At 72.4% G+C, this 13246-nt stretch carries 11 protein-coding genes and 1 tRNA gene; 4 read left to right on the top strand and 8 right to left on the bottom strand.

Features of this window, described 5'->3' with window-relative positions; all coding sequences use genetic code 11:
• Positions 1–119: 119 nt before the first annotated feature.
• The 6 genes from ABD223_RS03845 to ABD223_RS03820 all read right to left on the bottom strand — a co-directional run bounded on the left by ABD223_RS03845 (position 120) and on the right by ABD223_RS03820 (position 7804).
• The gene (locus ABD223_RS03845; protein WP_344034732.1) at positions 120–1571 is read right to left on the bottom strand and encodes a serine/threonine-protein kinase; all 1452 of its coding nucleotides are present in this window, start codon (positions 1569–1571) and stop codon (positions 120–122) included.
• The gene (locus ABD223_RS03840) at positions 1571–3040 is read right to left on the bottom strand and encodes a peptidoglycan D,D-transpeptidase FtsI family protein (protein ID WP_344034420.1); all 1470 of its coding nucleotides are present in this window, start codon (positions 3038–3040) and stop codon (positions 1571–1573) included. Before ABD223_RS03840 ends, ABD223_RS03845 begins: the two co-directional genes overlap by 1 nt.
• Positions 3037–4518, bottom strand: coding sequence for an FtsW/RodA/SpoVE family cell cycle protein (locus ABD223_RS03835; RefSeq protein ID WP_344034419.1), 1482 nt, complete (start codon positions 4516–4518; stop codon positions 3037–3039). The genes ABD223_RS03840 and ABD223_RS03835 overlap by 4 nt, the downstream gene beginning before the upstream one ends.
• A gap of 4 nt (positions 4519–4522) precedes the next feature.
• On the bottom strand, positions 4523–5965 hold the full coding sequence (locus ABD223_RS03830; RefSeq protein ID WP_344034418.1) for a PP2C family protein-serine/threonine phosphatase: 1443 nt from the start codon (positions 5963–5965) through the stop codon (positions 4523–4525).
• A complete protein-coding gene (locus ABD223_RS03825; RefSeq protein WP_344034417.1) occupies positions 5962–6426 on the bottom strand; it encodes an FHA domain-containing protein FhaB/FipA in 465 nt (154 codons plus the stop codon). Before ABD223_RS03825 ends, ABD223_RS03830 begins: the two co-directional genes overlap by 4 nt.
• A 181-nt stretch (positions 6427–6607) precedes the next feature.
• The gene (locus tag ABD223_RS03820) at positions 6608–7804 is read right to left on the bottom strand and encodes an FHA domain-containing protein (protein ID WP_344034416.1); all 1197 of its coding nucleotides are present in this window, start codon (positions 7802–7804) and stop codon (positions 6608–6610) included.
• 115 nt (positions 7805–7919) lie between these two features.
• On the opposite strand from ABD223_RS03820, the gene ABD223_RS03815 reads away from it, so the two are divergent.
• The 3 genes from ABD223_RS03815 to ABD223_RS03805 all read left to right on the top strand — a co-directional run bounded on the left by ABD223_RS03815 (position 7920) and on the right by ABD223_RS03805 (position 9981).
• A tRNA-Leu gene (locus ABD223_RS03815) sits at positions 7920–8002 on the top strand.
• Positions 8003–8715: 713 nt separating this feature from the next.
• Entirely contained in the window at positions 8716–9333 is a 618-nt protein-coding gene (locus tag ABD223_RS03810) for a hypothetical protein (protein WP_344034415.1), read from the top strand.
• 15 nt (positions 9334–9348) lie between these two features.
• Complete coding sequence (locus ABD223_RS03805; protein ID WP_344034414.1) at positions 9349–9981, top strand: SDR family oxidoreductase; 633 nt, start codon at positions 9349–9351, stop codon at positions 9979–9981.
• A 28-nt stretch (positions 9982–10009) separates the two neighbouring features.
• On the opposite strand, the gene ABD223_RS03800 is transcribed toward ABD223_RS03805, so the two are convergent.
• A complete protein-coding gene (locus tag ABD223_RS03800; RefSeq protein ID WP_344034413.1) occupies positions 10010–11305 on the bottom strand; it encodes a D-arabinono-1,4-lactone oxidase in 1296 nt (431 codons plus the stop codon).
• A 61-nt stretch (positions 11306–11366) separates the two neighbouring features.
• Between ABD223_RS03800 and ABD223_RS03795 the strand changes: the two genes are divergently transcribed.
• Positions 11367–12548, top strand: coding sequence for an amino acid deaminase/aldolase (locus tag ABD223_RS03795; RefSeq protein WP_344034412.1), 1182 nt, complete (start codon positions 11367–11369; stop codon positions 12546–12548).
• On the opposite strand, the gene ABD223_RS03790 is transcribed toward ABD223_RS03795, so the two are convergent.
• Positions 12545–13159: a TetR/AcrR family transcriptional regulator gene (locus tag ABD223_RS03790; RefSeq protein ID WP_344034411.1), complete on the bottom strand. Its 615-nt coding sequence runs from the start codon at positions 13157–13159 to the stop codon at positions 12545–12547. The genes ABD223_RS03795 and ABD223_RS03790 overlap by 4 nt on opposite strands.
• Positions 13160–13246: the final 87 nt, after the last annotated feature.

The following is a 13246-nucleotide window of genomic DNA, read 5'->3' as shown; positions in this document are numbered from 1 at the left end:
AGTGCTTCGTCCCGCTCCTCGTCAACGGTCTCACCATCAAGCCTTCAAACCTTGCCTTCGTGCCGCTCGCCCCGCTCGTGCCCCGGGGCGCCGCTCGTGTCGTCCCCGCCGCTCCGCGTTCACGTCGGCACGCACGTCACGGTGACCCGCGAGCCGACCGCGACCTCACCGGTCGGCGCCACGTCCGACACCACGCACCGGCCCCGGTCCCGCGGCACGCCCCCGTCGGCGGAGTGCACCTCGGTCTCCAGGCCGTAGCCGGAGAGCCGCTCGGCGACTTCGTCCACCGGCAGGTCGACGTAGTCCGACTTCGTGATCGTCACCTTCGGTGCGCCGGGTAGCCGATCGGTGGAGTCGTCGAGCCGGCGGGCGGACGTCGTGCTCTGGTTCGCCCCGCCGGGCACCTCCTCGTCGCGCAACGCCCAGCGCAGGAGGACCACGCCGAGCACCAGCAGCGCGACCACCAGCACAGCGACCATAACCCACAGCACGGGGCGGTTGCGCCCCGGTGGGCCCGCTCCGGGTGGCAACGGACCGAAAGCGCCCGTGTGCGGACTGTTCACCGCTGGTGGGACCGGTTGCATCCCCGGACGCGACCCCGGGTGGGTCACCGGGACGCCCGGGTGGGCGTGCTGACCCCTCGGCGGGCTCATCGGCTGGGGCGCCTGCGGCGGCGCCTGAGGCGGCAGCGGACCGCTGCCGACGACCATCGCCAGGCCGGACGGCGCGGGCAGCGGCTGACCGGCCCGGACCGCGCCGACGGCGGCGGCGAACTCGCCGCCGTTGCGGTAGCGCTGGCGGGGGTCCTTCACCAGGGTCGCCTCGATCAGCGCCCGCGGGCCCGGCGGCACGTCCGGCGGCAGCGGCGGCGCGATGTCCCGGATGTGCATCATCGCCACCGTCACCGCGTTCTCCGACAGGAACGGCCGGTGCCCGGTCAGGCACTCGTAACCGCACACGGCCAGCGCGTACACGTCGGAGGCCGGTTCGGCGGCGTGGCCCAGCGCCTGCTCGGGCGCGATGTAGTGGGCGGTGCCCATCACCATGCCGTTGTTGGTCACCGGGGCCGCGTCGGCCGCCTTCGCGATGCCGAAGTCGGTGATCTTCACCTTGCCCTCGGGCGTGACCAGGATGTTCCCCGGCTTCACGTCCCGGTGCACCAGCCCGCGCTCGTGCGCGGCCTGGAGCGCGTTGCCCGCCTGCTCCAGCACGTCGAGCGTGCGGTCGGCGCCCAGCCTGCCGCGGGCGATGACGGCGGCCAGCGGCTCGCCCTCCACCAGCTCCATCACCAGGTAGGCGGTGTCCTCCGGCCCGTCCGGGATCGACGCGGTCTCGCCGTAGTCGTGCACCGCGGCGATACCGGGGTGGTTCAGCGACGCGGTCGTGCGCGCCTCGATGCGGAACCGCTCCAGGAACTGCGAGTCGCCGCTCAGCTCCGCCTTCAGCACCTTCACCGCGACCCGGCGGTCGAGCCGGGTGTCGTCGCCCTCCCAGACCTCGCCCATGCCGCCGACCGCGATCCGCCTGGTCAGGCGGTACCGCTCGGCGAGCAACTGGCCGGAGGACAGCATCATCGTCCCCCGAGGTAGGCGCCGATGACCGCGCGGCCGATCGGCGCGGCCACCCGGCCGCCGGTGGCGAGCTGACCGGCCTGGCCGCCGTTCTCCACGATCACCGCGATCGCGATCTCCGGCTCCTCGGCGGGCGCGAACGCCACGTACCAGGCGTGCGGCTTCGTGGTCCGGACGTCCACGCCGTGCTCGGCGGTGCCCGTCTTGGACGCGATGGTCACGCCGCTGAGCTTGCCGCCGCCCGAGGTGTTGCGCTCCGACTCGATCATCATGTCGCGCAGCTCGCGGGCGTCGTCGACGTCCATGGCCTCGTCGACCTCGTCCGGGTCGGTCTCGTTGATCGCCTGGAGGTTGGGCGCCAGGACCTTGCTCACCAGGTGCGGCTGCATCCGCACGCCGCCGTTGGCGATGGTCGCCGTCATGACCGCGTTGGCCAGCGGGGTCATCTGGACGTCCTTCTGGCCGATGCCCGTCTGGTACAGCGACGGCTTGTCCGAGATCGGGCCCAGCGTGGACGGCACCACCGACAGCGGGATGGTCAGGTCCTGCTCGCCGATGCCGAACTTGGCCGCCTGCTCGCGCAGCGCGTCCGCGCCCAGCTCGTTGGCCAGCACCGCGAACGCGGTGTTGCACGACTTGGCCAGCGCCTCCTGGAGGCTGGCCGTGGTGCCGTTGCCGCAGATCGTGTCGTTGAAGTTCGGCAGCGGGGTGTTGGTGCCCGGCAGCGTGATCGTCGGCCTGCCGTCGACCTCGCTGTCCTTGTTCTTGCCGTCGGCCAGCGCCGCGGCGGCCACCACCAGCTTGAACGTCGAACCGGGCGGGTAGATCTGGTGCACCGCGCGGTTCAGCATCGGCTCGGACTCGTCCTGCGTCAGCTCCAGCCACGCCGTCTCCTGCGCGTCGCCGTCGTGGGTGGCGAGCCGGTTCGGGTCGTAGGACGGGGTGCTGGCCATGGCCAGGATCTCGCCGGTCTGCGGCCGGATCGCCACCACCGTGCCGGTCAGGCCCTGGCTCGACAGCTGGTCGAACGCCACCTGCTGGAGCTTGGCGTCGATGGTCAGCTGGATGCTGCCGCCCTTGGGGTCGCGGCCGGTGATCAGGTCGGACACCCGCCGCGCGAACAGCCGGTCGTCCGAGCCGTTGAGCAGGTCGTCCTCGGCGCGCTCCAGGCCGCCGGTGCCGTAGATGAACGAGAAGTACCCGGTGACCGGCGCGTACACCGGGCCGTTGGCGTAGGTCCGCAGGTACTCCAGCCGGTCGTCGGTCTTCTGCACGGCGGCCAGCGGGGTGCCGTCGGAGGCGATGATCTGACCGCGCTCGCGGGAGTACTGGTCCAGCACCACCCGCTGGTTCAACGGGTTCTTGCGGTAGTCGTCGGCCTTGATGACCTGCACGTACGTGGCGTTGCCCAGCAGCAGCAGGATCATCGCCATCATGGCGACGCCGACCCGTCGGAGCGGTGTGTTCATCGGGGACGCTCCACCATCACAGTGAACTGGTCGGCGATGGCCGGCTGCTGCGGGCGCGGCTTCGGGCCCGACTTCGGCCCGCGCGCCGCGTTGGAGATGCGCAGCAGCAACGCCACCAGGATGTAGTTGGCCAGCAGCGACGAACCGCCCTTGGACAGGAACGGCGCGGTGATGCCGGTCATCGGGATCAGCTTGGTCACGCCGCCGACGACGATGAAGATCTGGAACGCCACCGCGAACGCCAGGCCGCCGCCGAGCAGCTTGCCGAACGTGTCGCGCACGGCGAGCGCGTTGCGCAGGCCGCGCAGCGCGAACACGGTGTAGAGCAGCAGCACCGCGGACAGGCCGACGAAGCCCAGCTCCTCGCCGATGACGGCGGTGATGAAGTCGGTGTTGGCCTCGGGGATCTCGTCCGGCCGGCCGCCGCCGAGGCCCGCGCCGAACAGGCCGCCGGTGCCCATGCCGAACAGCGACTGGAGGATCTGGTGGCCCGCGCCGTACGGGTCGACGAACGGGTCCAGCCAGTTCTGCACGCGGACCTGCACGTGGCCGAAGATGCGCCAGGCCAGGACGGCGGCGCCGGAGAACATCACCACGCCCAGCACGACCCACGCGGCGCGCTCGGTCGCCACGTACAGCAGCACCAGCACGATGCCGAAGAACAGCAGCGACGAGCCCAGGTCCTTCTGGAGCACCATGATGCTGACCACGACGGCCCACGCGGCGAGCAGCGGGCCCAGGTCGCGGGCGCGCGGCAGGTCCAGGCCGATCACCCGGCGGCCGGCGATGGTGAACAGGTCGCGCTTGGAGACCAGGAACGCGGCGAAGAACACCATCAGCAGGATCTTGGCGAACTCGCCGGGCTGGATGGAGAACGCGCCGAAGCTCAGCCAGATCTTGGCGCCGTTGATCTCGGGCGCGATGAAGCTCGGCAGCACACCGGGCAGCAGCAGCGCCACCAGGCCGAGGAAGCCGAACGTGTAGCCGTAGCGGGCCAGCGTGCGGTGGTCGGACAGCACCTTGAGCACCGTGCAGAACAGCACGACCGCGATGGCCGTCCAGAGCACCTGCTTCGACGCCGCCGGGTCCCACGTCTGCCCGCCCGGCAGCTTCACGTCCGCCATGGCCAGGTCGATCCGGTGGATCATGACCAGGCCGAGGCCGTTGAGCAGCGCGACGCACGGCAGGATCACCGGGTCCGCGTACGGCGCCCACCGGCGCACGGCGAGGTGCGCGACGGTCAGCAGGCCCAGGTAGGCCAGGCCCAACCACACGATGCGCATGGTCAGCTCCTGCTCCTGGTTCGCCTCGACCAGGATCAGGGCCGCCGTCACGATCGTGGCGGCGAACGCGAGCATGAAGATCTCGGCGCCCCGCTTCGTGGGCGGCCTCAACCCGGGCGACGTGCTGTTCGCCGCCGTGCTGCCCGTGCCTGCCGCGAGCGGTGCGCCCTCCGTGCCGGGGACCGGCGAACCCATGCGACTACTGACCCTTCCGGCAATCCGTGCCCGGCTTCGGCTCGGGCGTGGCGAGGGGTGTCCCCTCCGGGGTGGTGGACGTGGGCGGCGCCACCTGGGACGCCGACTGGTCCGGGTTGGGGTTGGGGTTGGGGGTGGTGGTGGTCGTGCCGGGCGTCGTGGTGGCCCCGGTCGGCGGGGTGGCGCCGGTGGTCGCGGTGCTCTCCTGCGGGCAGAGCTGGAGCGTCTGCTCGGTCCGCAGCTGGCGGATCGCCTCGCGCGCGTCCTCCAGGCCGTCCACGTCGGTGATGCCGTTGCGCACCACGTCGCGGGCGGAGACCTTCAGGTCGTCGACGGTGATCGCCTCGCACGCCTGCGCGCCCGGCGAGCACGAGCCCTCCACCAGCCGGTGCAGGTCGAACCCGAGGACGCTCCCGGTGACGCCCTGGAACACCGAGATCTCGTTGTTGTCGCCCACGCCGACGTAGTACTGGCGCAGCACGTACCAGCGGGTCGCCAGACCCGCGGCGGCCAGCATGAGCAGCAGGAACACCACGAGGGCCAGCGCCTTGAGCTTGGCGCCGCGCGACCGGCGGGGGCTCGGCGGCTGCGCCGGCGGCGGGTCGACCCGCTGCGGCGCGGGCCGGGGCCCGGTGATGGAGCTCGCCCGCGAGGCGGGCGAGTCGGGCGGTGGCGGGTCCTCGCTGCCGTCACCGGCCGCGCCGCCCACTATCGGGGCGTTCTCGCCGAAGTCCACGTCGACCACGTCGGCGACGACGACCGTCACGTTGTCGGGGCCGCCGCCCTTGAGGGCCAGCTCGATCATCCGGTCCGCGCACGCCTGCGGGTCCGGGATGCGGATGGCCTCCTCCAGCGTCTCCATGCTGACCACGCCGGACAGGCCGTCCGAGCACAGCAGGTAGCGGTCGCCCGGCCGGGCCTCCCGCACCATCAGCCTCGGCTCCACCTCGTGGCCGGTCAGCGCGCGCAGCAGCAGCGACCGCTGCGGGTGCGTGGCCGCCTCCTCCTCGGTGATCCGGCCCTCGTCGATCAGCGACTGGACGAACGTGTCGTCGTGCGTGATCTGCGTGAACACCCCGTTGCGCAGCATGTACGCGCGGGAGTCGCCGATGTGCACCATGCCCAGCCGCGTGCCCGCGAACAGCACGGCGGTGAGCGTGGTGCCCATGCCGTCCAGGTCGGGGTCGCTCTGCACGAGCTCGGAGATCGCGCCGTTGCCCGCGATCACCGCGTCGCGGAGCTGGCCGAGCAGGTCGTCGCCGGGCTCGTCGTCGTCGAGGGGGGCCAGGGCGGCGATGACCACCTTGCTGGCGACCTCACCGGCGGCGTGGCCGCCCATGCCGTCGGCGAGCGCGAGCAGGCGGGGGCCCGCGTACACGGAGTCCTGGTTGTTCGAGCGCACCAGGCCGCGGTCGCTGCGGGCCGCGTATCGAAGGACGAGGGTCATGAGCGCAGCTCGATCACCGTTTTGCCGATCCGGATCGGGGAGCCGAGCGGGACCCGCGTCGGGGCCGTGACTTTCGCCCGGTCGAGGTAGGTGCCGTTCGTGGACCCCAGGTCCTCCACGAACCAGTCTGTGCCGCGCGTGGACAACCGCGCGTGCCTGGTCGACGCGAAGTCGTCGTCCAGGACCAGCGTGGAGTCGTCGGCGCGGCCGATCATGATCGGCCTGCCGTCCAGGGAGATCCGGGTGCCCGCCAGCGCGCCGTGCGTGACGACGAGTTGCCGGGCGACCTTCGCGCCCTTGGCGCTCTTCTTCTCGCCGCCCCTGCCGAACTTCGGCGTCGGGACGCGCAGCCCCGACGCCGCGTACAGGTCGGAGCGGACCACTCGAAGCGCAGCCAACACGAACAACCAGAGCAGGATGAGGAAACCTGCTCTGGTCAGCTGCATCACCAGCTCTGGCACCGGTTGTAACCGCTCCTGACTTGAGTGCCTTGAGTGCCGTCACGCCACGTCGGAACCCGAGACGTGCTCGGATCGACCCGTCGGCCCCGGGGTGATCATCCCGGGTCGGTCCGACCCGGGCCGAACGCCCCCGGTTCGAGCAACCCCGGCCGGTCGGCTCTGGCCGGTCGGGGTCGGCCGGTCAGCCCTGGGTGCGGAAGACCAGCGAGGAGTGGCCGATGCGGACGACGTCGCCCTCCGCGAGCTGCCAAGTCTGCACCGGAGTGCCGTTCACCGTGGTGCCGTTCGTCGAACCGAGATCAGCGAGCATGGCACTGTGCCCGTCCCAGGTGATCTCCAGGTGCCTCCTGGACACCCCGGTGTCGGGGAGCCGGAAGTCGGCCTCCTGGCCGCGGCCGACCACGTTGCCGCCCTGCTTGAGGTTGTAGGTGCGGTTCGAGCCGTCGTCCAGGTGGAGCGTGGCGTTCAGCTGGCGCGGGCCGGACTGGACGGCCGGCGGGGCGTAGCCCTGCGACGGGTCGCCGTAGCCGGCCTGGCCGTAGCCCTGGTCGTAGCCCTGCTGGCCGTAGCCGGGCTGCTGGCCGTAGCCCTGGTCGTAGCCCTGCTGCTGGCCGCCGCCGTAACCCTGGTCGTAGCCGGTCTGCTGACCGCCGTAGCCCTGGTCGTAGCCCTGCTGGCCGTAGCCGGGCTGCTGGCCGCCGCCGTAGCCCTGGTCGTAGCCCTGCTGGCCGTAGCCCTGGTCGTAGCCCTGCTGCTGCTGGCCGTAGCCCTGCTGCTGCTGGTCGTAGCCGGGCTGGCCGTAACCCTGCTGCTGGTCGTAGCCGGGCTGCTGCTGGCCGTAACCCTGCTGCTGGTCGTAGCCCTGCTGGCCGTAGCCGCCCTGCGCGTAGGGGTCGTAGCCGGGCTGGCCCTGTCCTTGTCCGTAGCCGGGAGGCTGGCTCATGGATCCGTCTCCTGCAGTGCGAGGTGGTGCTGACCGTCGGCTGGCAACTTTCACGTCGGGGTCGACGGACGAGCTGGTTCGGAACTGTCCGGTGTGCAGCGCGTCGGAGCGCTCCAGGGAGACTACGACGTCACCATAGGTATCCCATCCGCTCTCTTCGAGGTGCTCCCGGATGGAGTCCCCGAGAAGCTGGGTGATGCGTAGTTCATCCTGACCGTCCCCGGCAAGCCGATCGTGGTCCTGCGGACCCAGCAGGACCTTGAAGTGGTTCGGCGCGAGCAACCTGCCACCCGCCAACTCGCGGACGCTGCCCTCCGCCTCCCGCTGTAGTGCCTGGGCCACTTCCTGCGGGACGACGTTGCCGCCGAACACACGCGCGAAGGTGTTGCCCACGATGCCTTCGAGACGGCGCTCGAAGCGCTGTACGAGGCCCACGGCAACCCTCCGACTCGGTCGACTTCTACTACCGATCGTATCCGGGGTGACGTGCCGGTACACGGGGCGATTGGTAACTCGGTCGGAGGCCGTGCTAGTGTTCTCCTCGTCGCCAGGGCGAGTGGCGGAATGGCAGACGCGCACGGTTCAGGTCCGTGTGTCCGAAAGGACGTGGGGGTTCAACTCCCCCCTCGCCCACATCCAGCACCGGGGCCCCGCAGAGCACTCTGCGGGGCCCCGGTGCTGTGTGGCATCGCTTCCCGGATTGTCGTCCAGCTCCCGCGCGGCGGTGAGCTACATCACTCGGTCGGCCTAGCGGGTTCACCCGGTGCGTGGGCGTCCATCCGTGGTGCGGACCGGCGGTCACCCCGCCTCGGCGGTCGCGGAGCGTGTGATGCGGCTTACTCCACTTCGGGATGGCGCAAGCCCCGCGCCGGTCCCGTCGGCGGTTCGCCGGGCCGCGCGCGACCCGACCGCGGTTCCCCCGGGCCCTCCCGCCGAGGGCCGCCGGACCGCCCGCCGGGCACGCGCGGCACCGTGTGAGCCGGGCCACAACCGCTGGTGGCGGCCGTGCCTGGGCCGGGGTTGGTCGGTCGTTCTGGTGCGGCGAGCGGTCGGCTATGCGGTCGCCGGTGTCGGTTTCGGGGGCGGTCCGAAGGGTATTCCAGGCGTCGCACGCGCACTCTGAGCAGTGATTCGGGGGGTGTCCGGCGCCGGGGGTCACCCAGACGGCAGCACCGCCGGACCGAAGTCGGCCGGCAGGCCATCGACCGGTTACCGACCGCTCGACGCCGCCGATCGCAGGAGCACCGTCGAGCCGCGAGGCGGGCAGGGGTCACCTGGTACGCCTTGTCCAGAGCACGAGTCGAAACGCGGCGGGCATCCGCCGTGGTTGCCGAGGAGGCCCTGGCGTGAGCAGCACCCCAGCACGGATCGCGGACACCGACGACGCCCGGACGCTGTCGGCCACCGCGATCCCGGTTCCCGAACTGCCCGGCTCCGCGGAGGAGCTGGCCGCCTCGGCGGCGGTCCGCCTCGGCTGGCACGGCGTGGTGCTGCCGGAGATGGTCCTCATGGGTCGCCGGGTGATCGTGGTGGCCGAGCTGATGGCCGACGCGCACGCCGAGCGGCTGTGCGTGGGCGCGGGTCCCGAGTCGGACCGCACCACGGTGTCCACCTGGGTGTGGCCGGAGATGGACGGTCGGGTGCCGCCGTCGGCGGTGCGGATCGTCGGCGTGCTGGCGGTGGCCCGCCACTGGCGGACCGCGCTGGCCTCGGCGGTGCCGTTCGCCCGGTTCGGCAACGCCGCGGCGGTGCTGCCGAGCTCGGTCGCGCTCACCCACGACTACCTGGCCAACTGCCTGCCGCGGGTGCGGCGCCACGGTGTGTCGGTCCTGCTCGCCGACGACGAGCTGAACCTGTCCACGGACGTGGCCGGCCGCAACGAGACGGTGCCCGTCGAGGACACCGCCATCACCCGGTGGGTGAATGAACTGGTCTACGAGCAGGTGCTGGCGACCGCGTCCTGATCTACGGTCGTCACCATGCGGGTGGTGATCGCGGGAGGGCACGGCAAGATCGCGCTGTCGGCGCAGCGGCTGTTGGCCGCGCGGGGTGACGGGGCCACGGCGCTGGTGCGCAACCCCGACCACTTCGACGACGTGCGGGCCGCGGGTGGTGATCCCGCGCTGTGCGACCTGGAGGCGGCGGACGCCGCTTCGGTCGCCGAGCACCTGGCGGGCGCGGACGCGGTGCTGTTCGCCGCCGGCGCGGGACCGGGCAGCGGGTTGGCGCGCAAGGACACCGTCGACCGGGCCGCCTCGGCGTTGCTGGCCGACGCCGCGGAGCGGGCCGGTGTGCGGCGGTTCGTGCAGATCAGCAGCACCGGCATCGGGCGGACGACGGGTGACGAGGTGTTCGACGCCTACCTCAGGGCGAAGGGCGCCGCGGAGGACGACCTGCGCGAGCGGGACCTCGACTGGACGATCCTGCGCCCCGGCCGGCTGACCGACGAGGAGCCCACCGGGTTGGTGGAGCTGTCCGAGGGTCCCCTGCGGGGCGACGTGCCGCGCGGCGACGTGGCCGCGGTGGTGGTGGCGATCCTCGACCGGCCGGGCACGGTGCGGCGCACCTACGAGCTGGTCTCCGGGGACGTCCCGGTCGCGGACGCGTTCTAGCCGGACGCGCCCTGCTCGGGTACGCGCCCTAGTCGGGCGCCCGCACCTGGCCGAGCACCCGGAGCAGGTGGTCGTTGCCGAACTTGCCGGTGGGGTCCAGCCGGTCCCGGACGCGGCGGAAGTCGTCGAAGCGCGGGTAGCGCTCGCGCAGGGCGTCGGCGGTGAGGGAGTGCAGCTTGCCCCAGTGGGGGCGGCCGCCGGCGGCGTTCGCGATCCGCTCGAACGCGTCGAAGTACTGCCGGTGCGGCATGCCCAGGTACTGGTGGACGGCGACGTAGGCGGTGTCGCGCTCGTGCGCGGTGGACAGCCAGATGTCGTCGGCGCGGGCGACCCGGACCTCGACCGGCACGATCACGCCGTGGTCCAGGCGCGGCACGAGGGCCCGCAGCTCGCGCAGCACGTCGTGCAGCGCGGCCCGGGGCACGGCGTACTCGGCCTCGACGAAGCGGACGCGGCGTGGCGTGACGAACACGCGGTGGGAGACGTCCCGGTAGACGCGTTCGGAGACCACCGCGCCGCAGAGGCGGTTGAGGGTCCGGGTCGTGGCGGGCACGGCCTTCGCCAGGCGGCAGACCAGGCCGAACGCGCCGTTCTCCACGACCTCGTACTCGTAGAAGCGGCGGGCCGCGGAGAGGGGCGCGGCGGGCTCGTCCGTGCGGTTGTTGCGCTTGAGGATCACCCGGTCGGCGTGCGGGAACCAGTGGAACTCCACGTGGTCCTCGGTGGCCGTGAGGTGGTCGAACTCCTCCAGGACGGCGTCGAGGCGGGCGGGCGACTCGCGGGCGTGCAGCACGAAGGCGGGCACGCAGCGCAGGGTGATGGTGCTGATCACGCCCAGCGCGCCCAGGCCGACGCGGGCGGCGTGGAAGAGGTCGGGGTCGTGCTCGGCGGAGCAGGTGGCGATCGTGCCGTCCGCCAGCACGAGTTCGAGCGCGGTCACCTGGGTGGCCAGGCCGCCCAGCGCCGCGCCGGTGCCGTGGGTGCCGGTGGAGATGGCGCCCGCGACGGTCTGGGCGTCGATGTCGCCGAGGTTGGGCAGGGCCAGGCCGAGGTGGTCGAGCAGGGCGTTGAGCTGCCGGAGCGTGGTGCCCGAGCGGACCGTGACGAGGTCGCCGGACACGTCGGTGACGCCGGTCCACCCGGTCAGGTCCACGGCGACGCCGGGCGCCACCGCGATGGCGGTGAACGAGTGCCCGCTGCCGCGGGGGCGCACGGCGGACGCCCCCGCGACCACCTCGGCCAGCTCGTCCCGGCTCGCCGGGCGCTCCACGCGGTGCGGGTCGGCGGACGCCGTGCGCGCCCAGTTGGTCCACGGTGTCCCCAAGTCCCACCTCCGGGTTGTCACCGTAGGTGAATGGCTTTCACCTTTCAAGTACGGTGGGTCCATGCGCACGTCCTTTGACACCGCGACCAAGGGGTTCGACCCGCCGTTCGCGGTCGTGGACCTGGACGCCTTCGACCACAACGCGGACGACCTCGTGCGCCGCGCCGGCGGCCGCCCCATCCGGGTGGCCAGCAAGTCGGTGCGGGTGCGCGCCCTGCTGGAGCGGGTGCTCGCGCGGCCCGGGTACGAGGGGGTGATGTGCTACTCGCTGGCCGAGGCGCTGTGGCTGTCGGACGAGGACCTGTGCGACGACCTGCTGGTCGCCTACCCGACCGTGGACGTCGAGGCGCTGCGGCGGCTGGCCGCGGACGACCGGGCGCGGGCGCGGGTCAGCGTGGTGGTGGACTCGGTCGAGCACCTGGACGTCGTGCGGGCCGCGCTGGGCGCGGGGCACCCCGAGATCCGGGTCTGCCTGGAGCTGGACGTGTCCTGGCGACCGCTGCCGGGCCTGCACGTCGGGCCGCGCCGCTCGCCCGTGCACACCGCGCGCGACGCGGGCGGGCTGGCCCGCGAGATCGTGCGGCGGAAGGGGTTCCGGCTGGTCGGGGTGATGGCCTACGAGGGCCAGGTCGCCGGGCTCGGCGACCGGCCGCCGGGCAAGCCGGTGCGCGGCGCGGTGCTGCGGTGGATGCAGCGGCGCTCGGTCGACGAGCTGGTCGAGCGGCGCTCTGCGGCGGTGCGCGCGGTGCGCCTGGTCGCCGACCTGGAGTTCGTCAACGGCGGCGGCACGGGCAGCCTGGAGGTCACGGCCGCGGACCCCGCGGTGACCGAGCTGGCCGCCGGGTCGGGGCTGATCGGGCCGACGCTGTTCGACGGGTACCGGGGGTTCCGGCCACGGCCCGCGGCGCTGTTCGCGCTGCCCGTGGTGCGCAGGCCGGCGGCCGGCGTGGCCACGCTGTTCGCGGGCGGCTACGTCGCGTCGGGCACGGCGACCGCGGACCGCCAGCCCACCCCGTACCTGCCGGTGGGGCTGAAGCTGCTGCCGCTGGAGGGCGCGGGCGAGGTGCAGACCCCGGTGGTGGGCCGGGCGGCCGACTCGCTGCGCCCCGGGGACCGGGTGTGGCTGCGGCACGCCAAGGCGGGCGAGCTGGCCGAGCGCTTCACCCACTACCACCTCGTGCGCGGCGGTGTGGTCGAGCGGACCGTGCCCACCTACCGCGGCGAGGGGCGGTGCTTCGGCTAGTCGGGCATCCGGGTCGACAGGTAGCCCCGGACCATGGTCTTGGCCTCGTCCAGGATCCGCTGGTCGCCCGCGGCGTCCCGGCGGAACGCCAGGTTCAGCACGCCGTCCGCGGCCTCGACCGCGATGGAGATCGGCAGCTGGATCTCGTCGAACGGGATCTCGAACTTCGCCGAGATCATCTCGGCGATGCGGTCGGAGATGACGGTGTTGTTGTCGCGGCGGTCGTCCAGCAGCCGCATGTCGACCACGTCGCCGAAGTGCAGCCGGGAGAACGCGGGCACCTCGCGGTGCATCTGGACGTAGACGTCGAAGATCGAGTCGACGGCGTCCCACCAGTGCTCCAGCGTGGTCGAGCCGAAGCGCCCGTCCACCGTCTGGATGAACTTCTCCAGGTTGCGCAGGGTCAGCGCCTGCACGACGGCCCGCTTGTCCGGGAAGAACTGGTACAGCGAGCCGACCGCGACACCCGCGCGTTCGGCGATCAACGTCGTGGTAACCCCGTCGTAGCCGACCTCCTCGATGAGCTGGGCGCAGGCTTCGAGCATGCGCTCGACGCGCTTGGCGCTGCGCTGCTGCACCGGCTGGCGGCGCAGCGGGGTCGTACTGGTCACGGCGACTCCTGCGGGATGGACTACGGGATTCCATAGTGCCCGCTTCGGGCCTCGCGCACTTCACTTCACGCCGCAACACGCCTACGA

This window comes from Saccharothrix xinjiangensis (genome assembly GCF_039527585.1).
Taxonomy (GTDB): Bacteria; Actinomycetota; Actinomycetes; order Mycobacteriales; family Pseudonocardiaceae; genus Actinosynnema; species Actinosynnema xinjiangensis.
Note: the sequence above shows the minus strand (reverse complement) of the source record. Positions and strands in the feature narration are given on the sequence as shown.